Origin of the sequence: Balneola sp. (assembly GCA_003712055.1) — a bacterium.
In the GTDB taxonomy this organism is placed as follows: domain Bacteria; phylum Bacteroidota; class Rhodothermia; order Balneolales; family Balneolaceae; genus RHLJ01.
Map to the genome: position 1 here is coordinate 184,020 of RHLJ01000005.1, position 24,204 is coordinate 208,223.

The 24,204-nt window shown below is 40.8% G+C and carries 25 protein-coding genes; 15 read left to right on the plus strand and 10 right to left on the minus strand.

Features of this window, described 5'->3' with window-relative positions; all coding sequences use genetic code 11:
- Nucleotides 1-125: 125 nt before the first annotated feature.
- The 6 genes from ED557_12740 to folE all read right to left on the minus strand — a co-directional run bounded on the left by ED557_12740 (nt 126) and on the right by folE (nt 4,982).
- Nucleotides 126-824, minus strand: coding sequence for a hypothetical protein (locus tag ED557_12740; protein RNC79992.1), 699 nt, complete (start codon nt 822-824; stop codon nt 126-128).
- A gap of 81 nt (nt 825-905) precedes the next feature.
- The gene (gene hisI, locus ED557_12745) at nt 906-1,388 is read right to left on the minus strand and encodes a phosphoribosyl-AMP cyclohydrolase (GenBank protein ID RNC79993.1); all 483 of its coding nucleotides are present in this window, start codon (nt 1,386-1,388) and stop codon (nt 906-908) included.
- Between the two features lie 91 nt (nt 1,389-1,479).
- Nucleotides 1,480-1,740 carry a membrane protein insertion efficiency factor YidD gene (gene yidD, locus ED557_12750; GenBank protein ID RNC79994.1) on the minus strand — a complete coding sequence of 87 codons (261 nt, stop codon included), beginning with the start codon at nt 1,738-1,740 and terminating at the stop codon, nt 1,480-1,482.
- Nucleotides 1,740-3,203, minus strand: a complete 1,464-nt coding sequence (locus tag ED557_12755; GenBank protein RNC79995.1) for a cysteine--tRNA ligase — start codon at nt 3,201-3,203, stop codon at nt 1,740-1,742. The genes yidD and ED557_12755 overlap by 1 nt, the downstream gene beginning before the upstream one ends.
- A 74-nt stretch (nt 3,204-3,277) precedes the next feature.
- A complete protein-coding gene (locus tag ED557_12760; protein RNC79996.1) occupies nt 3,278-4,237 on the minus strand; it encodes a twin-arginine translocation signal domain-containing protein in 960 nt (319 codons plus the stop codon).
- Between the two features lie 43 nt (nt 4,238-4,280).
- Nucleotides 4,281-4,982: a GTP cyclohydrolase I FolE gene (folE, locus tag ED557_12765; protein RNC79997.1), complete on the minus strand. Its 702-nt coding sequence runs from the start codon at nt 4,980-4,982 to the stop codon at nt 4,281-4,283.
- 93 nt (nt 4,983-5,075) lie between these two features.
- Here folE and ED557_12770 point away from each other — a divergent pair, with 93 nt between their 5' ends.
- From ED557_12770 to ED557_12780, 3 genes are read left to right on the plus strand one after another with little or no spacing between them, the layout of a single operon-like run.
- Nucleotides 5,076-5,384 (plus strand): Dabb family protein, encoded by a 309-nt coding sequence (locus ED557_12770; protein RNC79998.1) that lies wholly within the window; start codon nt 5,076-5,078, stop codon nt 5,382-5,384.
- A gap of 5 nt (nt 5,385-5,389) precedes the next feature.
- Nucleotides 5,390-5,662, plus strand: a complete 273-nt coding sequence (locus ED557_12775; protein ID RNC79999.1) for a DNA mismatch repair protein MutS — start codon at nt 5,390-5,392, stop codon at nt 5,660-5,662.
- The gene (locus tag ED557_12780) at nt 5,663-7,492 is read left to right on the plus strand and encodes a hypothetical protein (protein ID RNC80000.1); all 1,830 of its coding nucleotides are present in this window, start codon (nt 5,663-5,665) and stop codon (nt 7,490-7,492) included.
- 66 nt (nt 7,493-7,558) lie between these two features.
- Here the strand turns inward: ED557_12780 and ED557_12785 are convergent, their stop codons facing one another.
- Nucleotides 7,559-8,398 (minus strand): glycoside hydrolase family 16 protein, encoded by an 840-nt coding sequence (locus tag ED557_12785; protein RNC80001.1) that lies wholly within the window; start codon nt 8,396-8,398, stop codon nt 7,559-7,561.
- An 11-nt stretch (nt 8,399-8,409) separates the two neighbouring features.
- Nucleotides 8,410-9,237 carry a glycoside hydrolase family 16 protein gene (locus ED557_12790; protein RNC80002.1) on the minus strand — a complete coding sequence of 276 codons (828 nt, stop codon included), beginning with the start codon at nt 9,235-9,237 and terminating at the stop codon, nt 8,410-8,412.
- 371 nt (nt 9,238-9,608) lie between these two features.
- Between ED557_12790 and ED557_12795 the strand changes: the two genes are divergently transcribed.
- From ED557_12795 to ED557_12850, 12 genes are all read left to right on the plus strand, one after another.
- Nucleotides 9,609-11,225: a glutamate synthase gene (locus tag ED557_12795; GenBank protein RNC80003.1), complete on the plus strand. Its 1,617-nt coding sequence runs from the start codon at nt 9,609-9,611 to the stop codon at nt 11,223-11,225.
- Between the two features lies 1 nt (nt 11,226).
- Nucleotides 11,227-11,430, plus strand: a complete 204-nt coding sequence (locus ED557_12800) for a hypothetical protein (GenBank protein ID RNC80004.1) — start codon at nt 11,227-11,229, stop codon at nt 11,428-11,430.
- A gap of 82 nt (nt 11,431-11,512) precedes the next feature.
- Nucleotides 11,513-12,556: a (2Fe-2S)-binding protein gene (locus ED557_12805; protein ID RNC80005.1), complete on the plus strand. Its 1,044-nt coding sequence runs from the start codon at nt 11,513-11,515 to the stop codon at nt 12,554-12,556.
- Nucleotides 12,553-13,404 (plus strand): hypothetical protein, encoded by an 852-nt coding sequence (locus tag ED557_12810; GenBank protein RNC80006.1) that lies wholly within the window; start codon nt 12,553-12,555, stop codon nt 13,402-13,404. The genes ED557_12805 and ED557_12810 overlap by 4 nt, the downstream gene beginning before the upstream one ends.
- Nucleotides 13,385-14,167: a hypothetical protein gene (locus ED557_12815; GenBank protein RNC80007.1), complete on the plus strand. Its 783-nt coding sequence runs from the start codon at nt 13,385-13,387 to the stop codon at nt 14,165-14,167. Before ED557_12810 ends, ED557_12815 begins: the two co-directional genes overlap by 20 nt.
- 230 nt (nt 14,168-14,397) lie before the next feature.
- Entirely contained in the window at nt 14,398-16,347 is a 1,950-nt protein-coding gene (locus tag ED557_12820; protein ID RNC80008.1) for a thiamine pyrophosphate-binding protein, read from the plus strand.
- Between the two features lie 62 nt (nt 16,348-16,409).
- Nucleotides 16,410-17,249 carry a hypothetical protein gene (locus tag ED557_12825; GenBank protein RNC80009.1) on the plus strand — a complete coding sequence of 280 codons (840 nt, stop codon included), beginning with the start codon at nt 16,410-16,412 and terminating at the stop codon, nt 17,247-17,249.
- 50 nt (nt 17,250-17,299) lie between these two features.
- Nucleotides 17,300-18,658: a DUF229 domain-containing protein gene (locus ED557_12830; protein RNC80010.1), complete on the plus strand. Its 1,359-nt coding sequence runs from the start codon at nt 17,300-17,302 to the stop codon at nt 18,656-18,658.
- Nucleotides 18,659-18,780: 122 nt separating this feature from the next.
- Nucleotides 18,781-19,851, plus strand: coding sequence for a class C beta-lactamase-related serine hydrolase (locus tag ED557_12835; protein ID RNC80011.1), 1,071 nt, complete (start codon nt 18,781-18,783; stop codon nt 19,849-19,851).
- Nucleotides 19,852-19,893: 42 nt separating this feature from the next.
- Entirely contained in the window at nt 19,894-20,559 is a 666-nt protein-coding gene (locus tag ED557_12840; GenBank protein ID RNC80012.1) for an NAD-dependent epimerase/dehydratase family protein, read from the plus strand.
- Between the two features lie 550 nt (nt 20,560-21,109).
- Nucleotides 21,110-21,997, plus strand: a complete 888-nt coding sequence (locus ED557_12845; protein ID RNC80013.1) for an acyltransferase — start codon at nt 21,110-21,112, stop codon at nt 21,995-21,997.
- Nucleotides 21,998-22,010: 13 nt separating this feature from the next.
- The gene (locus tag ED557_12850; protein ID RNC80136.1) at nt 22,011-23,069 is read left to right on the plus strand and encodes an agmatine deiminase family protein; all 1,059 of its coding nucleotides are present in this window, start codon (nt 22,011-22,013) and stop codon (nt 23,067-23,069) included.
- Here ED557_12850 and ED557_12855 read toward each other — a convergent pair.
- Both ED557_12855 and ED557_12860 read right to left on the minus strand, forming a co-directional pair.
- Entirely contained in the window at nt 23,062-23,457 is a 396-nt protein-coding gene (locus tag ED557_12855; GenBank protein RNC80014.1) for a DUF3574 domain-containing protein, read from the minus strand. The two genes, ED557_12850 and ED557_12855, sit on opposite strands and share 8 nt — an antisense overlap.
- Before the next feature lie 58 nt (nt 23,458-23,515).
- Nucleotides 23,516-24,202, minus strand: a complete 687-nt coding sequence (locus tag ED557_12860) for a hypothetical protein (GenBank protein RNC80015.1) — start codon at nt 24,200-24,202, stop codon at nt 23,516-23,518.
- Between the last annotated feature and the right edge of the window lie 2 nt (nt 24,203-24,204).

Below are 24,204 nucleotides of genomic sequence, written 5' to 3' on the forward strand. Positions count from 1 at the left end.
ATTTAAAGTTTATACATCAATGTTATAACATTGAATTAAAACATGCTCATAGTTTTTGACAATGCCAAGCATAGTTAAACTTAGCTCATCGAAAAATGGAAATAATCACAAAAGATAAACTTTTGCTAATTGCCCGGACAGATAGAAGGAGCTAGCGCAAGGCTTTGGGCCGCCAAATCAGAAACGGAGTCATGCCTTAGGATCATACGGTCGATAGCGTGTCCATTTGATCGACCTGATACTAATAGCGTATATGTTCCGGAACTTGAAAAAGTAGCATAAATCTGGTGAGGATCATTATCGGAAGTATTTGCATCCCAATGCCAGCTTCTCAGGGTGTTCATATATACTTTGAACCAACCATTAGATCCTGCTCCTTCCGGGTTAGGAGTTTGTCCAGATCCATAAGGGTAAACTCTTGAGGTTCCATTCTTGACTGCATAAAACTCATCGGCGTCCGAGAGTTTTAGCCAATTATCATTGTGCTCAGTATTGTTATTTCCAACTCCGATACGAGACCTCCAATTGAACCGATAAGTTCCTGGATTTTCAATATGGATCGTATAAGTGATGGTTCCAATCCCGGGGTTCCCAAAGTTATCAGAGCCATTCCATTGAATGTACCCCGATCCTGAATATCCATCTATTTCTGTATTAAGGAGCCATCCGGCTGGTAAGCTGTCTTTTTCCATCTCAATAATGGCAATACCATCTATTTCAAGGAAATCGCCTTCCGAACATGCTCTTGTGATTTCCTCAATCGGAGAATCAGAAGAGCAGGAAATGGTTAATAAGATTAAGAGTAGGGTGAGCGAGTATCTCATATTCAGACAACTAAAGATTGAAATGATCGAGAAAGTATCGCTTCAATCTTGTAGTTGCCAGTAAGAGAAAACTTATCATTTCTAAAGCTTGGTAGGGTTTGGAGCATCCCCATATACTTCTTGAGGATCAAAGACTTTTTCAGTCTCTTCGAAGTGTAAAGCACCTTCTTTTTCAAAGAAATCGTCTCCTGTTGGAACACTTCTGTAGAAGCATGAACGATATCCAACGTGGCAACTTGCTCCATTTCCCTGTACTTCTACTCGTAACCAGACACAGTCCTGATCATCATCAATACGCATTTCTTTGATGATTTGAGTAAGCCCCGAGGTAGCTCCTTTATGCCAAAGTGTCTCTCTGCTTCTACTGTAATACACAGCTTCACCCAGCTCAATGGTTTTCTTAAGAGCTTCTTCGTTCATGTATCCATGCATAAGAAGTTCTCCTGATGCATAATCAGTGGTTACCACAGGAATAAGCCCATCTTCCTGGAATTTGGGAGCAAGATCATTTTCTTCTTCAACCTGGTAAACTGTGATTCTTTTCTTAAATGTGATTTCTGACATTTTCAATAAATAAAGGTCATTCTGAGCTTAAGCGAAGAATCTTGTCGGATATTCGACCAGATCCTTCGGAAGTATCCTCAGGATGACATGTTTAATTTTTCAATTTCTTTTGTTCTTCCTTTTTTGGAACCGGATCGTGTCCGTGCCCACCCCAGGGATGACAGCGACCAATTCTTTTAAGTCCCAGCCATGTTCCTTTTAAAGGTCCCCATTCGTTTACAGCTTCAATCATATACTGTGAACAGGTAGGGGAATACCTGCAGCTACTTCCCAACCACGGGGAGATAGCTAATTGATAAAATCGTACTATTCCTGTGATGATTTTGCTCGCTATTGTAGCTAATAACTCCATCAATCAAGGTTAAAGGTCGTACCATCCTTTCCGTCCATTAGTTGAACACCCAACTCCTTCAAATCATCCCTGATTTTATCTGAAAGAGCAAAATCTTTATTCACTCGGGCTTCTTTCCTAATCTCAATCAATAAATCAACAAGTCCCGTTGTTAACTGCTGGTTTCCACTTCCTTCCTCACCAGGCCAAATTCCAAGCACTTCTTCGATAATGGTATGCAACAATATCTTTAACTCTCCCAGATTGGAAGGAACAGACCCATCGTTGATTCTTTTTCGGATATCTTTCAAGTGTTCAAAAAGTACGGCAATAGCTTGAGCTGTATTGAAATCATCATTCATAACCTCTTCAAATGCAGATTTGAATGCAGCGATATTAAAGGCGTCAGCGTTTCCCGGTTCTGCTTTGGTAATAGTAGAAATCATGGAATGAAGATTCTTCAGTCCAGTTTCTGCAGCTTCCAATGCGTCTTCAGAGAAATCGGTAGTACTTCGATAGTGACTTTGTAGCAGAAAGAATCGAATTACGTCCGGAGACCATGATCGATTGAGAAGTGTATGACTTCCGGTAAAAAACTCATCCAGATTAATGGCATTACCTAATGATTTACCCATTTTTTGTCCTTCAAGGGTAACCATATTGTTATGCAGCCAATACTTAACAAATTGGGTTTCATTTGCACATTCTGATTGAGCTATCTCACATTCATGATGAGGGAATTGGTTCTCCAATCCACCACCATGGATGTCAAAACTGTTGCCAAGGTATTTGTTACTCATTACTGAGCACTCAATATGCCATCCGGGGTAACCAACTCCCCAAGGGGAATGCCATTTCATGAGATGATTATCATCTGCTTTCTTCCAAAGTGCGAAGTCGGCGGCGTTCTTTTTATCAGATGCAGTTTCTACTCTCGTTCCTGATGCGGCTTCTTCTACTTTTCTTCCGCTGAGCTTTCCATAATCAGGATCTGAATTGACATCGAAATACACATTCCCATTTACATCATAAGCGTGTCCCTTCTCAAGGAGTGTCTCAATCATAGATATTTGTTCGGGGATATGCCCGGTAGCTCTTGGAGAAATATCTGGCCGCAGGACATTGAGTTTATCCATGTCTCTGAAATAGGTATAGGTGTATTTTTCAGCAACCTGCATTGGATCAACTTGTTCAAGGCGCGCTCTTTTAGCCAGTTTGTCTTCTCCTTCATCGCCATCTCCAACCAGGTGCCCTACATCTGTAATATTTTGAACATATCTCACATTGTAGCCGAGGTATCTTAGATATCTCACAACTATATCAAATGACACATAGCTTTTTGCATGTCCAAGATGTGCATCACCATACACGGTAGGCCCACAAACATACATCCCTACAAAAGGAGGGTTGATTGGCTGGAACTCTTCTTTAGTTCTGGAAAGGGTGTTGTAAACAAATAATTTCGACGGATCCTGATCTGCCACTAAAAACGGGTTTTAAATTCAGCTAAAAGAGATGAGAAAATACGGGTTAGATTCAAAAATTGTGCGCATTATTTCTAGTCAAGAACGAACTCTGAGGTTGCATATTCGTCCATATCATTAGATCGGACTGCATAGGTGAACCCTTTGTACACTGAATATGCTCCATATTCACCGTTCTTATTTAACGCAAGGAAGCCAACCTGCAAATTGGCATGATCTTCATGTTTTTCTATGATTCGTTCTGCTGCTGCTTTACAAGCTTCATTAGGACTCATTCCATTTCTCATCATCTCAACAATAATGACGCTACCAGCCGTTCGGATAATTGCCTCACCCAATCCGGTAGCACATGCTGCTCCTACTTCATTATCAACAAAAAGACCTGCTCCAATGATAGGGGAGTCCCCAACTCTGCCATGCATTTTATAACGTAAGCCGCTGGTAGTACAGGCTCCTGCCAGATTTCCTTCTTCATCAAGAGCGAGTGAAGAGATGGTATCGTGATTTTCGATATTAATAACTGGCTTATACTCAGATGTTTTAAGCCATTCTTCCCAGGCTTTCTTTGTCTTTTCAGTGAGTAGATCTTTTTTCTCGAAACCCTGTTCAAGTGCGAATTGATAGGCACCTTCACCTGCCAACATCACATGAGGAGTTTCTTCCATGACCTTTCTGGCAACTGAAATCGGGTTTTCGATGTGTTGTAAAAAGGCAACGGAACCACATTCGTTTTTGTGATTCATAATGCAGGCATCGAGAGTAACAAAACCATCTCGATCCGGACTTCCTCCAATACCAACAGTTGTTCCTCTGGGATCTGATTCTACAACTCTTACTCCTTGCTCTACGGCATCAAGAGCGGAACCATTTTCGGAAAGAATCTCCCAGGAAACTTTATTCGCAACCACGCCATGATCCCAGGTAGAAATCACTATAGGTTTAGTTTGAGGTTTCGACCCAGAAAGAAGAGGGGATACCACTGTTGAAGTGCCTGCAAGGGCAGTTAGCTTAAGAAAATCTCGTCTAGTTCCCATAAATATTTGTTTTACTCAAAAGATGGGAATTAGAAGTAAGAACTCAAAGCTGAGTATCTGTTTTGATAAAGTCGATGAACTTCTGCTGAACGTCTTGCTTTTTGAACGCACCTCTAAATTCCGAAGTAATAGTACTACTACTGTGATCTTTAATACCGCGGGTAGATACACAAAGGTGTTTACTATCAATAAATACAGCAACATCTTCGGTTTCCATAGCTTCAGAAAGTGCATCTGCAATTTGAAGCGTCAGTCGTTCCTGTACTTGAGGTCTCCGTGAGAAATAATCAACAAGGCGATTGATCTTAGAAAGCCCAATCACCTTCCCTTTGGAAATATATGCGACATGAGCCTTACCAATAAAAGGCAGGAAGTGGTGTTCACAGAAAGAAGTAACCTGGATATTCTTTTCGATTACCATATCAGAGTAATCGTAGCCATTGCTAAATGTTCTGGCTTCAGGTCTGTTAGCTGGATTAAGCCCTTCAAAAATTTCTTTTACATACATTTTTGCAACGCGGTAGGGAGTACCTCTCAGACTGTCATCGGTTAAATCCAGTCCTAGCGTTTCCATTATCTTTGCAAAATGCTCCTGAATAATTTCAATCTTTTCCGAGTCGGAAAGATCGAAAGCATCTTCTCTCAATGGGGTAAGTTCTCGGGAACCCACATGGGCTTCGCCTATTTCTTCAGCCGTAAGTTGATCTAAATTCAATTTTTCCAATATTGAGGTATTTTCTTTCATGGAGAAACGGGATAATCTGTTCAGAGATTGAACCGAACCCCAAAAATAAGAGTTCCTGCAATCAATTAATAGTAAACAAATACATGAAGACCAATGATTAAGCATATTGTAATGTGGAAGCTTAAAGACAATGCTAATGGCAACTCGAAGGATGAGAACGCGCTCAAATTCAAAGAAATGCTTGAGTTATTGCCTTTAAAAATTGATGCCATAAAGTCGATGGAGGTTGGTATTGGGTATATGGAGAGTGGAGGTCCGTTTTTTGATATGGTTCTAACCACAAGTCATACCTCTAGAGAAGCATTACAGGAATACGCCGTACATCCAGAACATCAAAAAGTGGTAGAATTCGGTAAAATGATTGTTGAAGAGCGAAGAGTTGTCGATTATGAAATCAATTAGGAGTTATGGAAGACTTTGAACCTGTAGAGTTGCCTATTGATGGGATTTTAGATCTACATTTCTTTCAACCTAAGGAAGTGAAGGACTTAGTTCCTGATTATATTGAGGCATGTGTTGAAAAAGAGATTTTTTCCCTGAGAATTATTCATGGAAAAGGGAAAGGGGTTCTAAGAAGAACGGTTCATTCTGTATTAGAAAAGAATGAACATGTTTTATCTTTTCGTCTGGCAGATGGTTCCAGCAGTTGGGGTGCTACCCTTGTAGAATTAAAAAAATAAATGAAAATGACTGAAAAGCTGCAAAAGCACCTTGAATCCTATATTCATCGAGTAGAACGGATAATTGCAAAAAGAGAACGGGTCAGTAATCTGTACTCCCGAATAAGACTTGTCTACTTTATAATCGCTTTGCTTGGGATTTATTTCACCTATGGTACCATGCCTGTATGGGCATATTTATTAAGTATTATCGGTTGGATTGGTGGCTTTCTGGTGCTACTCGACAGACATAGAAGTGTGTATCAATCCCAGGAGAAGTTTGAGCACCTGAAAAAAATTAAACAGGAACACATTGCAAGAATGAATCTGGATTGGGATTCAATCGGTTACCACCCAATTAGCTATGATTCAAAGCAACATTTCTTTGCAAATGATTTTGATCTTCTGGGCAAACACTCGCTCTCTCATTTAATAGATACATCCATTCATCAGGGAGGCACAAGAAAACTAATTGAATTACTTCTCTCCACAAGCCCTGTTAAAGAAAGCATAATCTATCAGCAAGAACTAATTAAACAGCTTGCTCATAGAAGTGGTTTTAGAGATAAGCTTCGAGTGATTGGCTTGTTTACAGAGTTGCACGGTTCAGAAAAAGACTGGACGACCGATGAGATGCTGGCATGGCTTCGATTACCAAAAAGAACAGAGCTAATATTTCCTCTTAAACTTCTTTGGATTCTCTTTGGGGTGAATATGATATGTGCTACGCTTTTTGTGATTGGATTAATAAACCCCTTGCCTCTCTTAGTTGGGGTTATTGTCTATTTAACCAGTTTTAAATTCAACGACCACAAGATTAAAAGCCTCCTCGACTCTGCCTACCAAATCGAGATCATGCTGAACCGATTAAAGGGAATGTTAATGCATGTAGAGGAATATAAAGTACCCGGGGGTAGTGAATTAGCAGATCTACTTAGTGTATTTCAGGAAGAGAAGGAGAAGCCATCTGGTTACATAAAAAAAACTCAGAAAATGATGACCAGGGCATCCCTAAAAAAAAATGAAGTGCTATGGATAGTAGTGAACACTATTCTTCCCTGGGATTATCATTACGCATGGAAAGTTGAAGAACTGAAAGAAGAACTTGAGCCTCGTCTTTCCAAATGGCTGAATGCATTTTATGACTTGGAAGCATTTAGTTCCCTCTCTAATTTTGCTATACTCAATCCGGAGTATACCTGGCCTGAGTTCGAAACAGATTCAGAAATCCTTTTTGAATCAGTGGAGATGGGACATCCTTTAATTCCGCCATCAACAAGAGTCGATAATAATTTCAAAGTTGAAAAAGGGAAGGAGCTCTTTTTGATAACAGGTTCTAATATGGCCGGAAAAAGCACCTTCCTTAGAACAGTAGGCATAAACCTGATACTGGCATATTCGGGAGCTCCTGTATGCGCACGTTCTCTAAATACAGATTTCTTCAGGGTATTTTCTAGTATTAATATTACCGACTCACTCGATGATGGTCTTTCCCATTTTTATGCAGAAGTGAAAAGGCTTCGGGATTTGTTGGACCAGCTTCAAAAAGAAAATGAAGCTCCATTATTCTTTTTTGTGGATGAGATCTATCGAGGTACAAACAACAGAGAAAGGTTTGCAGGTAGTGCTGCTTTTCTAAAAGAGGTAGCAGGCAAGAATGGGATAGGCTTAGTTTCATCGCATGATTTAGAACTTGCCGAACTTGATAAGGAGATTTCTCAGTTAAGCAACTGGCACTTTGTAGAAAAGATTGAGCAAGGAAAGATGAGCTTCGAGTACAAGCTAAAGCCAGGGCCTTGTCCAAGCACTAATGCATTGCATATAATGCGAATAGAAGGATTGCCAACGTAAATAGTTAATAGTTATTGGTTAATGGTGATAACGAATAACCATTAACCAATAACTATTAACCAAAGACTACTCCTCTTCCAATTCAAATACTCTTACATAATCAATCTCAAAGGTAGCTGGGAAATTATCGTCATTTACTTCCGGGCCACCAAAGTTGCCACCCACGGCCATATTTAGAATGAAGAAATGGGAGTTGTCAAAAGGCCATTCATCGTTAGTAGCATTAGTAGCTTTGAGAAATCGGAAGATGACATTGTTTCGATCATTCACATAGAACTTGATGTCATCCTCAGTCCACTCGATACCGAATACATTAAACTCTTCTTCGATATTTGGAAGTGAGACATCTCCTGAACCCTGGGCGGTTCCGTCTACGTGATTAAAAGCTCCTGTATGTACAGTGGCAAAGAAACTGTTGGGGACTTTACTTACATATTCCATGATGTCAATTTCACCACACTCAGGCCAGCTTACCCCGTTTCTACATCCATCGCCCAACATCCAGATAGCTGGCCATAAACCAGGACCTACTAAATCGGGCATTTTCGCTCGTATTTCCATGCGGTGACCAGGCCCAAATGCAGGGATGCTTTTTAGCCTCGTTGAGGTATAATCTCCTACGCTTTGGCCTTCACTTACCTTTTGGGCTATAATTTTCATAGTCCCGTCGCTAATCACCAGATTATTAGTAGAAACAGTATAATCTTGAAGCTCCTGGTTTCCCCAGCCTGAAGCGCCAAGATCAGGATCCCAGTTATCCCGGCTCCAGGTAGTACCATCAAATTCATCACTCCAAACCAGTCCATCTAAACCTGTATCATCATCATCGGAAGAGGAACTGCTTTTACAGCTAATAGTTAAAACTGAAATGAATGCAAGTAGAAAGAATCCTTTAAGGTATCTCATAGAATTTTTTGTTAGTTCAACTGCCACACACGAACGTAATCGATCTGCATTGTGGATGGAAATATAGAGTCATCAACTCCTTTAACTCCTCCTAAATTCCCTCCAACAGCAATATTTAACAGAAAGTAGAAGGGTTCATCAAATGGCCAATTATCATTATTCGAAAGTTTTGGTCGGTTAAACGTGAGTAATATATTTTCTATTTCATCTACATAGAAATGGAGTACATCCTCTTCCCAAAGAATTCCATAATTATGAAACTCCTCTTCAATAGTTGGGAGGGGTACAAAATCTGAACTTATCTGCGTCCCATCCATATGATTGTTAGCGTTGGTATGGATGGTTGCCAATACTGAATCAGGTCGGTAGCTCACATATTCCATAATGTCAATTTCACCGGAACCTGGCCATCCTTTCCCTTCTCTAAATGGCTCACCTAACATCCATATGGCAGGCCATAACCCATTTCCTTTTAGATCGGGCATTTTAGCTCTGATTTCCAATCGTCCGTATTTGAAAGATCTCCTGCTATTCAAGCGGGCGGAAGTGTAATCACCCACATTTTGCCCTTCACCAATTTTCTCAGCGATGATATGAAGCTTTCCATCTTCTAAAATGGCATTTCCTGATTCTTTAGGTTGATAATCCTGCCATTCATTATTACCCCATCCCCAGTCACCTTCCTCAAAAATCCACTCTTGCTCATCAACTTCAGTTCCGTCAAATTCATCGCTCCACACCAATTCGGCGTTTTCCCATTTAGAGAAATCATAGGGTTGTTCAGGCTGACAACTGGCTAAGAACAGTCCCAAGAGTAAGTAGGTGAATAGTTTATTCATGAGAGTGAGTTGATTGGACTAAAAAGTTACAGGCTTATAAATCGAAATGCCAAACTATCTATTCTTTGATACTCATTTGCGATTCCGTTCCAAAAGCTTTTGGGACGGAAGAAGCAATCTCAGTATTGTTGCCGTAATCATGAGACCGCTTAGTTCCTCGCAGATGTTCCTCTTATTCATGCTGTTCTGATGTCTTTCGGAAGTATCCTCAGGATGACTTAAAAAAGGTGAAGCTGAATTTCTTCAATTCAATGTTCTTTTTCTAGAATAAACGCTCAGATTTTTTAAAAAATAGTAAAGAGCTTTTATTACAGATTCGTTACAGAACTTAGGTTCGAATTTCTTTTATTGTTGAAAATTAATTTCGAGGTATGAAAGAATATAGGCTGTGTGCTTTTGATGATTTGGGTGACAGATTGCCGGCTCATAAATTGGTAAATGGATTAGATCTGGTTGTAATCCGATATGATGAACAAGTATCCGTGCTTTACGGCAGGTGTTTGCATCGCGGTGCTTTACTAGGTGACGGACATATAGAAGGTGATAACCTGATTTGTGGTGTTCATGGATGGGATTATCGCTTTGATACCGGGGTAAGCGAATACAAAAACGACGACATCCTTCATAAGTTTAATGCCTGGGTAGAAGGAGGTACTGTTTGGGTGGATGAAGACGAAATCAACGAATACCTGGAAGATTATCCCCAACCATTCAATCGTAATAGTTATCTGGGTGCCTATGCAGATACGCATCCCGAAGAAACCGAGCCCTATACATTGCTCATCAAAGAGTTGGCTCAAAACGGATTGAAAAATTATGGGCACCACGGACCATCTGAGGCCATGGGTGTTGATCGTAATACACTTCCAAAATGGGAAGATATCCAGTTTCTACCGGCACAATTAGCAAGTCGTCCCCTTTTAGATGAGGATGAAGTAAGTACAAAAGTCACCATTGGGCCTAAAGCGAAGAAGCCACTCGTTCTCGATATCCCAGTATTTGTTTCGGATATGAGTTTTGGAGCACTTTCGAGAGAAGCTAAAATTGCACTTTCAAAAGGAGCAGAATTAGCAGGGACTGGAATTTGTAGCGGAGAAGGAGGAATGCTTCCTGCCGAGCAGGAAAATAATTCACGATACCTCTATGAGCTTGCTTCAGGCAGATTTGGGTTTTCATGGGAGAAGGTTCAAAAAGCCCAGGCATTCCATTTTAAAGGTGGACAAGGTGCTAAAACTGGGACAGGTGGTCATCTGCCCGGAAATAAAGTAACTAAAGAAATAGCTGAAGTCCGTGGATTGCAAGAAGGAGAAACAGCCATTTCTCCCGCAGCTTTCCCAAACCTGTTTACTGCAGCCGACTTCAAAGCATTTGCTGATGAGGTTCGGGAAAAAACCGGAGGTATACCCATTGGTTTTAAGATTGCGGCAAGTCATGTCGAAGCTGATATCGATTTCGCATTAGAAGTTGGTGTGGACTATATCATTCTGGACGGGAGAGGAGGAGGAACCGGCTCTGCACCCACGGTACTTCGCAATAATATCAATGTACCCACCATTCCGGCCCTGGCTAGAGCCAGAAAGCACTTAGATAACGTGGGAGCTTCGGATATAACCCTCATCATTACCGGGGGACTTAGGGTAGCGGAAGATTTTTCTAAAGCCATGATGCTTGGTGCTGATGCAATTGCGGTTTCAAACTCGGCATTACAGGCAATTGGTTGCCTGGGGATGCGTGCCTGTAATACCAATAACTGCCCGGTTGGGATTGCAACACAGAAGGAGGGGCTAAGGAAAAGAATCATTATTGATTCTTCTGCACAGCAACTGGCAAACTTCTTCCATGCCAGTACCGAGCTCGTTAAAGTAGTTGCCCGGTCTTGTGGTCATGATGATGTGTCCAAGTTTAATCATAATGATCTGAGTACGTTTAACTACGATATCCATCGGTTAACGGGTATTAACTATGCAGGAGTAAAACCGGTTATATAGCATGGAGCGAGTCATTTCAACCATACTGGTCATTGTATTGATCTACATCTTGATCGGGATTTTATTCTCTATACTTTTTATCTGGAAAGGATTATCAAAAGTAGATCATGGAGTTGAGGGGAGTGGTAAGCTTTTTAAGGTATTGATCTTCCCCGGACTGGTAGCCTTTTGGCCGTTATTTGCTGCTAAATGGAGAAAAGCATGAAAGCATCTCTTCGTAAATCTCACCTCCTAATCTGGATGGTACTTACTGTTGTAGTATTAACCCTGACGGTACGGGCATTTTTATGGGCGTAAATTATACTTCCGTGTTATGGAATAAGCAGAAGAAAGGATACGATAAGATTCTATGGCTAGGTATTCTTCTGATGCTGGTCTGTTTTATAGCTTTTCAGCTACTTTTCCATCCCCAAATTACCATCGAAACCCTGCTGATTAGAGCAACTGCGGTTACTGCTTTTGTGTTGCTGCACATTATCTTAGCAATTGGTCCTTTGGCGAGGTTAAACACCAAATTTCTGCCTTTATTGTATAACCGTAGGCATTTGGGGGTATCCATGTTCTTTATCGCATTGATCCATGGGGCATTCTCCATTATTCACTTTCATGCCCTGGGTGATGTGAATGCCATTGTGAGTGTATTTACCTCAAACCAGCATTATCAGTCGATCAGTGAGTTTCCATTTCAGGTTCTGGGTTTTCTGGCACTCGTGATTTTATTCATTATGGCAGCTACCAGCCATGATTTCTGGTTGCATAACCTGTCTCCTAAAATCTGGAAGACCCTGCATATGGCAGTGTACATCGCTTATGGAATGTTAGTACTACATGTGGCATTAGGAGCACTTCAATACGAAAGTCATCCTGTGTACTGGGTGCTGTTAGTCGGAGGATTTGCAGGGATCGCAGGTCTTCATTTAGCAGCAGGAATTAAAGAAAAAAAACGGCTTTCGGCCGATAAAGATAAACTGGAAAAGGAAGGCTTCTATGAAGTTGGCCCTGTTTCAGAAATCTCCGAAAAGTGTGCTAAGACTTTATTCATTGATGGTCAAAACATAGCCATCTTTAAATATGATGGAAAAGTATCGGCAGTTCATAATGTATGTAAACATCAGATGGGGTCGTTAGGAGAAGGAAAGATTGTGGATGGATGTATAACCTGTCCATGGCATGGCTATCAATATTTACCTGAAAACGGACAATCTCCGCCACCATTCACTGAGATTCTTCACACCTATGAAGTAAAAGTGAATAACAGTATGGTTTGGGTGAACCCTACTCCAAAACCAGAAGGGACTTTTGTAGAACCAGCAATCGTGGAGGGAGCATGAGCGAACAAGAGTTTTATATAGGTTGGCAGGAGGATATGCCTCCATCGAACAAGAAGTTTCTAAAACGAATCATAACTGCTCTGTTTTTACTGATTCCTATTCTCGTATTTATGATGGTGATTTCTCAACGGCCATTTAATGATCATCATTTTGAGTTTGGGACACTCAGTGAGCTTACAGGGGTATATGTAAGTGATCCAGTTCCCATGCTAATGGTGGAAGACGGAGTACCTGAAGGCTTTTCCAAAAATGTATTATTGGTAGGTTTTGGGAAGTTTGGAGCTGGGGGAATCATAGATGCAATTGAAGAAGAACAAGGTTCCTTGGAATACAAGGAAGTCACTTTATCTGGTACACTTATTTATGGAGATGGGGTTACAATGATGGAGCTTACCAATCTTGAAGAAAGCTTTGTCTCCTCTAAGGAATCTGAAATTCCAATAATGTTAGATGAGCCGGTTTTAAGAGAATTTTCCTGGTACGGCGAGATTTTAGATCCCAAGTGTTATTTCGGAGTGATGAAGCCAGGGGAAGGAAAAATTCACAAAAGCTGTGCGATACGTTGTATTAGTGGAGGAATACCTCCTGTAATGAGGGTACTTCATCACAATGCTTCAGACTATCAGTACTACATAGTGAAGGGAGTAAATGGGGAAGACATTAATCAAGAAGTATTACCCTATGTGGCGGAGACCATTCAATTCGATGGATTTATATCTATACAAAATGGATGGAATGTCATTTATCTTGATATGGATTCAGTCACAACTCAGAGATATAATAAGCTGTCACTATATAAAGAATTAAAATCCTTAGATGCGGAAGCATATGAGTTATATTCAAACTGATCAACGCATCCATTACCTCTCCCAGATTCTTGCAAAAGCCGGGCGGACTTTTATACCTAAAAAGGAGGACGATAGCCACACCAACCTGTACTTTAATGCCGAAAAAAACTGGATTGAGGGTAGGTGGATAGAGACTTCAAACGGGAATATTAAGCTGGTACTACGAATCACTGATTTTTGCATGCTTTGGGTAGATGAAAAAGAAGAAACGATTCATACAGTTTCTTCCGTAAAGAAATTAGAGCAGGAAGTCATCAGTCAGCTATCAAAAATACCACACCAGTATGGGCTAGATACCGCCAGTTTTTCGGATCCCATGCATTTCGAGATTCCCGACTATAGTTTTAAAGGCTTTGAGTATCAAATGATTAACCGACATAATCTGGATGAATGGATGCAATGGCGCAGCCTCGGGAATAAAGCTTGTGAAAGAGTACTAGGGATGTTAAAAGTAGATGGGGATATTCGAATCTGGCCTCATCATTTTGATACCGGAATATTTGTGCAAACCAAAGAAAGAATGGGAATTGGATTTGGGTTGGCTATGCAGGATATAAAAGTGGAATCTCCTTATTTCTACATGTCCGGATATCCGGCAATCGGAAGTCTCGTGTACGAGAACCTTCCGGAAATAGAAAAAGCCGAATGGATAACCTCGGGAGAATACAAAGGGGTTGTATTACCCGTCACCGATTTCGAAGAAACTAGCACGGAGCTTGATAAATACATCGAGAAAGCACTGGGCTGGTTTTTGAAACATTGATATGTCACCCAGAGCGAAGCGAAGGGTCTGCAAAACACTATGTATTGTGGTTAAGATTGTGTGGATTCATCGCTTCGCTCTGAAAGACCTTAAAATCATTCCGAACTTGTTTCGGAATCTTACGGAAAGGCTTTGATTGAATATTTATTTATTAATCGTTTTATGAGCCTCACAAAGATCCTGAAACGAGTTCAGGATGACCAAGAAATTATTAATCAAATAAACCCACTATGAGCGATACCCTAATCTGGCACAAAGTCCTCGACAACAAAGAAGACCTTCCCGAAGGAAGAGTAATGACCGTTACTGCAGGTCATAAAGGAATTTGCCTCACCCATTTTGAACGCACCTATTCGGCTTTAGACAACAAGTGCCCCCATCAGGGAGGGCCTTTAGGAGAAGGAAGTATCGAAAATGGAATGCTCCGTTGCCCATGGCACGGCTGGGATTATCATCCCTGTACAGGAAACTCACCCGGGGGCTTTGATGATGGCGTGGATGCCTATGCAATCAAAGAAGAAGGCGGAGCTATTTATGTAGGCCTTGAGCCAGAGAAACCTCATGAAACTACCATTTCTGATGTAATGGTAGAAACCATGATTAACTGGGGAGTAAACACGGTATTTGGAATGGTAGGGCATTCCAATCTTGGTTTTGCTGATGCCATGCGCCGACAGGAAGAAAAAGGGAATCTTCGGTTCTTTGGAATCCGGCATGAAGGAGCTGCTTCGTTCGCAGCCTCAGCCTATGGAAAGCTGACCGGAAAACCAGCTGGGTGTTTTGCAATTGCCGGACCGGGTTCGACCAATATGTACACCGGTTTATGGGATGCCAAAGTAGACCGCGCTCCCATTCTGGCGCTAACCGGACAGGTAGCCACGCAGGTAGTAGGAACCGGAAATTTCCAGGAACTGGATTTGGTACAGGCTTTTGACTCAGTAGCCGAGTTCAATCATAGAGTAGGAGCAACCAGCAGGCATGCAGAATTGATGTCTTTAGCAGTAAAACATGCAATCCTGAAACGGGACGTCTCACATCTCACCTTTCCTGATGAAGTGCAGGAAACGCCAGCTCCGGCGCATGCCAAAGCAAAAACTCCGGAGAATCGAATCACCCCAATGAACATTGCTCCTCCAAAAGAAAGCTTTGATAAAGCAGTCGGGATGCTCAATGAATCAAAACGCCCGGTTATCATAGTTGGTCATGGAGCTCGTTTCCATATGGATCAGGTCATTAGCTTTGCAGAAAATCTGAAATGCCCGGTGCTTACCACCTTTAAAGGAAAAGGACAGATATCGGATCATCATCCATTAGGCTGTGGAGTATTAGGGCGCAGTGGAACCCCAATCGCATCCTGGTTTATGAATGAATCAGATTTACTGTTAGTAGTAGGCGCTTCCTTCTCCAATCACACAGGAATCACTCCCAAGAAACCAACCATCCAGATTGATTTCGATCCATTAGCACTAAGTAAATTCCACCAGGTAGACGCTGCTGTTTGGGGAGAGATTTCTGTTACTATGGAAATGTTTGAAGAATCAGGCATCACCCTGGACAACAAAAATGACAATATCCAGGAAATCGCTGATCGATGGGAAATCTGGCGAACAGAAAAAACGAAGCGCCTGATTGAAGATCATGGACAAGGAGTAAGCTCCATTGCTGTATTTGATGCCTTAAACCAACATGCCCCAGAAAATGCGGTGATGTGTGTGGATGTGGGTAACAACGCCTATTCCTTTGGCCGCTACTATGAAAGCAAAGACAACACCTTTTTGATGTCCGGGTACCTTGGTTCCATCGGTTTTGCTTTACCTGCTGCTATGGGAGCCTGGACGGCTGTTGGAAAAGACCGTCCGGTAATAGCAGTAGCAGGGGATGGAGGCTTTTGCCAGTATTTAGCCGAAATGACAACCCTGGTTAAATACAATATGCCCATTAAAGTGATTGTGCTAAACAACAACGAACTGGGTAAAATCTCCAAAGAACAACGAGCTGGTGAATTGGATGTGTGGGCGACCAGCCTATCCAATCCCGAATTTGCAGAATATGCCAAAGGCTGTGGAGCTAAAGGAATACTTGTTACCGAGCGAGATCAATTAGATGCTGCCATGCAGGAACTCTTTGCCCACGATGGTCCGGCGCTCCTTGAGATTAAGACGGATGTGAGTTTGATTTAGATAGTTTTGTTACTCTTGTAACAAAAAGTTAAAATCAATTTTTCATTGATTTTTAAGACTACATGCAAGACAAAGTATTTATCCCTAAATATTCTTTCAAAATTAAAGCTTCAATAATTGGAGCTTTTTTGTTTTTTGTGATCACTCTAGCTTTAGGGATAATAGATGAAGGGGCTCATTCCGAAATATGGTTTTGGGTTTCATTAATTTTTTGGTCGCTTCTTTTAGTTTTTGCCCCACTAATGATGTTCAAGCGGATCATATTTGGTGATCAAATTATTTTGGAAAGGTATTTTATTAAACCATGGATTATTCCATATAAAGATGTAGTAGATATTTCTTACCCATATATCAAACTCAAGCGTTTTTATATACCAATAACTGAAATTATAAATAGTGAAGAGCTTATAGAATTAATGTATAAAGAATTTGAAAGAAGAGAGCTTTTAGATCATCTTAGTGATGTAGTTTGGAAGGAAAACGAAAATTCACTCTTCTCATCACTTTTAAGTTTAAGTTTTTCATTGTCGATCCTTACTCTTCTAGAAAATATTTTTTCTATTCAGCTTTCTTCAATTAGTTGGATACTAATTGAAGTGGTTCTTTTCTCACTATTTTTTGCTGCTCTATATAATTTCAAAAAACGTTTCTACAAAAATATTGAAGAGCAAAATGAGGACAATTACTATAGGCGATTAGACAAACTAATAAGTTTTGAAATGTCACTAACTGTGGCTTTTTTTACTTCAATAATTACACTATATATTCCTGCTGAACTCGAAATATTCTTATCCATTTATAGTTCAAAAGTGAATGTTTTTTTAATCTGGTTAACCGCCAGCTTGCTTGTTTTCTCTATTTCATTTGGATATTTCCAGTTAGTAAAGAAAGAGAAGTTTTAGTTTCTGAATCAAATCCGGTAGGTTCCGCAAATCACCAACACAAAAACTCTATGAGATTCGCTCTTTTCAGTTGTTGCTTGATTCTTCTCACAGCTTGCTCTACACCTACTAAAGAACTTCCACCTAACATCATCTATATCTTCACAGATGATTTAGGGTATGGGGATGTTGGAGTTTTTGGAGCGACGGATATCAAGACTCCGAATATAGATCGGATGGCAGAAGAGGGGATAAAGTTCACCGAGTTTTATTCGGTTTCGCCAGTGTGTACTCCTTCGAGGGCAGGGTTGCTTACCGGGCGCTATCCCCAACGGATGGGATTAAACGGAGTGTTTTTCCCTGAAAGTTTTGAGGGTATGCCTCAAGAGGAAATCACGATCGCCGAAATGCTGAAAGAGGAAGGTTATGCTACCGGCTTAGTTGGCAAATGGCACCTGGGGCATATGCAGAAATTCATGCCGCTGGTTCAGGGTTTTGATGAGTATTTTGGCATTCCTTACAGCAACGACATGGAAAGTGTGGTGTATATGAGAGGCAATGATGTAGTCTCTCATTCTGTAGATCAAACCCAGCTCACCAAAACCTACACCGAAGAAGCTATTCAGTATATCGAGGATCATAAAGAGGAACCTTTCTTTTTATATCTGGCTCATAATATGCCACATGTTCCAATCTATGCTTCGGATGAATTCCTTGGGAGCTCTGATCGAGGTTTATATGGAGATGTAATCCAGGAACTGGACTGGAGTGTGGGACAAATCCTGGAAAAACTAGAAACAGAGAACCTGTTGGAAAATACCCTCGTTATTTTCTCCAGTGATAACGGACCATGGTTAGTGATGGAAGATCATGGGGGCAGTTCTGGAGGATTTAGGGAAGGGAAGATGTATTCTTTTGAGGGAGGGATGAGAGTCCCGACCGTAGCCATGTGGAAAGGAAAAATTTCAGCCGGAACGGTGTATGATGATATGGCCACGCAACTGGATTGGTTGCCTACCTTTGCAACTTTGACCGGAGCAGAAGTACCTGCTGATAGAGCGATTGATGGTAAAGATATTTCAGAAGTGCTATTTGGAACCGGAACGAGGGTAGAAGAAGGGTTTTTGTACTTTGAATTCGGTGAGTTAACCGGCTATAGAAAAGGAGAGTGGAAGGTGAAACGACCATTTGCAGGATTTGAAGGGGCTCGATGGAAGAAGTCTTCACCTCCACATGATTCCTTGCTCATCAACTTGAAATCAGATCCTTTTGAGCAGGTGAACTTATTTGAGGAGAATAAAGACTTAGCACGGGCCTTGTTTAAAGAGATGGAAGAGAAGTATGCAGGTTTAGGAGAACTTCCTCCGTCAATTGTAATTCGAACTCCTGCCGATGAAAGTCATTATGAGTATTTGGAGGGGAAGAAATGAAGAACATTGAACATTGAACATTGAAAAATTGAACATTGAGAAATTGATCATTGAACAAATGTTCTTCCTTCTAAACAGCAACCAAATCCCTTATTCTCCGTCCTACAGCCTTGTTTTAACACATGAATATGACAAAGTATTTCTCTCTTTCTCTCATCCTTTTGCTTGGGTTTTCTCTCCAAGTTTATGCGCAGCATTCATTTGAACACATTGCTCCTGAAGAAGCTGGATTTGACCCCAATAAGCTAGACTCACTCGCAATGTATCTGGAAGACGCAGGTTCTTCTTCGATGATGATTTTGGTAGACGGGAAAATTGCTTTTGAATGGGGAGAAACGGATAGACCGCATACCATTCATTCCATCCGTAAAGCCATGCTTAATTCGCTCTATGGAATTAAAGTGAACGAAGGGGTAATCGATACCAATAAAACCATGGCTGATCTTGGGATTGATGATATCTTTGAATTATCAGAGCAGGAGAAAACAGCCCGTATAGCCGACTTGTTAAAATCCAGATCCGGAGTCTATCATAGTTCTGCAGCTACCTCACAAGGGATGCTTCGAGGGAAGCCGGAACGGGATAGTTATAAACCTGGTGAGTATTACTTTTATAACAACTGGGATTTCAATGTACTCGGAGCCATCCTGGAGCAAGAGACCGGAAAAAGCATTTATGAATTGTATTATGAAGAAATAGCCAAACCTCTGGGGATGCATGATTTTAAAGGGCGATATGATACCATCACCATTGATGAAGATTTCGAAGAAGAAGGTTTTCCGACCAGAGATGGTTTCTATCAATATGAACCGGACAAATCTAAATACCCGGCTTATCACTTTCGGATGTCTGCCCGGGACATGGCTTTGTATGGGCAACTATATCTGCAAAATGGAAACTGGGAAGGGGAACAACTGATTCCGGAATCATGGATCCAAACAAGTGTAAAGCCTTATTCTCCTTATAACCCACGCTTTGGACTTGCCTATGGAATGTTATGGTATGTGCTCATGCCTACAGAAACACGTTCCAGCACTTCGTTTTATCATACCGGAACCGGGGTTCACATGATGGGAATTTATCCAGCCTCAAAGTTGGTACTTATCCATCGAGTGGATACCGAAAAAGAAAATGATTTTGGTTCTTCTGAGTTTTACGGGATGATTGATCGAGTGTGGGGAGCAAGGGATTGAAATAATGATCTGTCTGCCCTAGGTTCCAGAAAAAGGATTGCTATGAAAATTATTATAACCGGCGCCACGGGAATGGTAGGAAAAGGCGCCATGCTGGAGTGTTTGGAAAGCCAGGAAGTTGAGGAAGTACTGGTTGTTAGCAGAAGATCGGTGGGGGTGGATCACCCCAAATTGAAAGAGCTTTTAGTAGAAGACTTCTTCAACCTGACTCAAATCAAAGAAGAGCTTACGGGATACGATGCTTGTTTCTTCAGTTTGGGGGTTTCTTCAATGGGTAAAACAGAGGAAGAGTATGCTAAGATCACCTATGAGCTCACTCTGAATTTTGCCAACACACTGCTTCCACTTAACCCGTCAATGACGTTCATCTATGTATCCGGAAAAGGTACGGATGAATCAGAGCAGGGTAGTATGATGTGGGCAAATGTAAAGGGAAGAACGGAAAACGAACTTTCAAGATTAGGATTCAAAGCTTTTTATCGGTTCCGGCCAGGCTATATCCATCCCGAAAAAGGTATTGTATCGCCTATACGAACCTACAGGTTTTTTCATGCGCTCTTTAAGCCTATTTATCCAATGTTGAGAAAGAATACCAAATCATTGACAGATACAACCCGAATAGGTCAGGCGGTTATTCAATTGGTGAAAGGGGGATATGAGAAAGAGATTATCGATCCGGTGGATATTAATAGCCTTGCTGCTCGATAGATGAAATTCACCTTTACTTGATACTTTTGACCGAGCAAAAGTATCCAAAACCCGTCGTAAGAAATGTAGATACCGTTCTCGTTCTACACCGTCGCTGATTATCTCACCAAATCACGATCCTATCAACTACCAAAATAACTCCTACCGCATTTCTTCCGGAGTTGGTTTGGAAATTTTTCCTAGTTCCGCCTTAGAAATTAGAATGGGTACAGTGAATAGAAGTATTTGCGTACCCGAAGGGTGAATAAATCCACACCGGATGAAAAGAGTTAACGATTGAGGCAGATCGTGGACCTTTGGATTTATTCAGCATATACTTTATGAACGCCATTCAAATTTCGTAGCGGAGAGCTTTTGGTTCTGGAGCTTGCACTGAGGAAGCTCAGTGTCGGTACAAAAGAACATATTTCTGGTATCATTGATAAAAACTTCGATATAGTTTCGAGTTAATCCGCGAGCTTACCACTACAGATCCCGGATCAAGTCCGGGATGACTTAAAAAATAAATCTCAAACATTCCCCCCATCCTTTTTTCTTTCTACTTTTAGGAATGAGTGATGAAAGAACCGTACAAGTTGCCCTTATCCAAATGAGCTGTTCCTCCAATCCAGAGGAAAACCTGGAAAAGGTGAAGGACAAAATCAGAGAAGCTGCCAATAAAGGAGCCAGGATCATTTGCTTGCAAGAGCTTTTCCGATCATTGTACTTTTGTGATATCGAAGACTACGACAACTTTAAACTGGCTGAGCCCGTGCCAGGACCTACCACAGAGATGCTCCAGCCTCTTGCTAAAGAACTAGGAGTAGTGATCATTGTATCGCTATTTGAAAAAAGAGCAGAAGGGTTATACCACAATACAACAGCGGTTATCGATGCTGATGGCAGTTACCTGGGTAAGTACCGAAAAATGCATATTCCGGATGACCCTGGGTATTGTGAGAAATTCTACTTCACTCCGGGAGATCTGGGTTATAAAGTTTTCAAGACCAAATATGCTACTATTGGAGTATTAATTTGCTGGGATCAATGGTATCCGGAAGCAGCACGTATAACTGCGCTAAAAGGGGCAGAGATGTTGTTTTATCCAACAGCTATTGGCTGGCATAAAGATCAGGACCTTCAAACCAATGAAGAACAATACGAGGCCTGGCAAACGATTCAGCGCTCCCATTCAGTAGCTAACGGAGTTCCAGTCATTTCAGTAAATCGGGTTGGTATAGAAGGGGAGATGCAATTTTGGGGAGGTTCATTCATAACGAATGCCTTTGGAAAGGTTTTATTTCAGGCTTCATTCAATCAGGAAGAAGTTCATGTTCAGGAATTAGCATTGAATGAATCCAATCAATACAGAACGCACTGGCCTTTTTTAAGAGACCGTCGCATTGATTCTTACCAACCTATCACCCAACGCTTTTTAGACGAAGATGAACTGGATTGATGCTCCGGCCTCAATGATAAAGTCTGATTTCACTGGTTTTCCTAAAGAGAACGGGTATTATTTTCCTGCGGAATGGGAAAAACATGAAGCCACTTGGTTGAGCTGGCTCCATAACCCTGATACATGGCCTGAGAAAATAGAAAAGATATTCCCGGTGTATTGTGAATTCATACGCCTGATCGCAGAAGGGGAAAAAGTGAAAATCAATGTGAACTCAAAGAAAATGGCTAGCGAGGCTTTTCAAATGCTGAGCAAAGCGGGAGTGGATATAACCCAGGTGTATTTCTACCACAATCCAACCGATGATGCCTGGTGCAGAGATCACGGCCCGACTTTTCTGGTCAATAAGGATCCCTCAAAACCTAAGATTATAGTGGATTGGGAATACAACGCCTGGGGAGGTAAATATCCACCGTACAATCTAGACAATAATATTCCTTCACGAATTGCAGTAAAACAAGGGATGGCTTTTGCTCAACCAGGAATTATTATGGAAGGAGGATCCGTAGATTTCAACGGAGCAGGGGCAGTATTAACCACTATTTCCTGTTTACTGAACCCAAATCGGAATCCGACCTTATCGAAAACCGAGATAGAGAACTATCTGATTAATTACTATGGTGTTGAAGAGATAATCTGGCTAGGAGATGGAATTGTTGGAGATGATACCGATGGACATATTGACGATATAACACGCTTTGTGGACGAGAGTACGATCGTTACGGTAGTAGAAGAGAATGAAGAAGATGACAATTACGAACCGTTATTGGTTAATCGTGAATTGGTTAATGGTATTTCTATTAACCAATCACCATTAACCATAATCGAACTTCCAATGCCTTCACCTGTTTATTATGAGGGGCAAAGGTTGCCTGCTTCTTATGCTAATTTTTATATCTCTAACAAATATGTGATTGTTCCGGTATTCGATGATCCCAATGATGAAAGAGCATTATCAATTCTTCAGGATTGTTTCCCTGATCGTAAAACTGTTGGATTAGATGCGACGGATCTTATCTGGGGACTAGGAGCTTTTCATTGCCTAAGTCAGCAGGAGCCAGCAACTACTTAAATTCCATCTCAACTGGATATTGTACTTTTAACACTGAATGTTGCTCGAATTCAGTTTTATATAAGCTGATTAATGAATCAATCTTAAGGTTTTCAGAAGTAGTATTCTCATGGAGATATATTAAGGTCACTGACTTTTCATGATGTTTTACTCCTTCATCATCACTCCAAAATCCATTTCCTAAAATTTCTGTATAGCCAGAAAGTATTTCTTCGACATTTTTCTCTTTAAAAACCTCCCAGTCTTCTAAGGGAATTGGTTCACCTGTGGAAGTAGAAAGGCCGAAGTAGATTTCCGTTTTAACACTGGAAGTAGCTTCAGGATTGGAACAGCACATAACCAGTATTCCTGAAAATATGATTATTGCTTTTATTTTGACTGAGCTCATTTTAATTATTCCTTATTGGGTGATGTTGAAAAACGGTTTTAATATAAAAAGGTACAATCTAAGCAGTATCAACAGAATTAGAACGATCTTCCTTTTTTATTTCTAGATAATAGATATAGACTAGAAGCATCAGAAGAATAGAACTGAAAGAAGAGAATATGTGAACAATCATTTCGAGGAATATATTATCTGGTAGATCAAGGAAATATCCAATGATAATAAAGGGGAGCTCCAATATGAGGGTGGCTAGTAGGATTCGAAAGAACTTAATTTTAGCCTCAGTATAACTGAGATACATTGCTTCTTTAATGGATAGCTTCTCAAAAACAACAATAACAGGAGTAAATATGAAATAAACAGAGACCAATAATCCGGGAATAATAAAGAGAAAGAAACCCATTATTGTTAGTGCATGATAACCGAAATAAACTATTGTAAAACTCTTAAATACATTTTTAAACTTATCAATAATCTCATTACGGTCATTCGGTAGAGAGTAGAAAGCCACTTCAGCAAGCAATAGAGTAAGCAACAAAAGGGCGAATACGAATAAGAAATTTACTATTCCTACTATTATTCCATTAAGCGAAAAAAAAGGGCTAATTGTCCATAATATCTCTTGCAAAAAATGAACTACAAGAAATTGTAAGACAAGTAAAGGCAAAAGGTAGGATATAAAGAGTGTGCGATGCCTGTTAAATAAGTAAAAAACCCTGATGATATCGTAAGTACTATTTTGCTTCATCA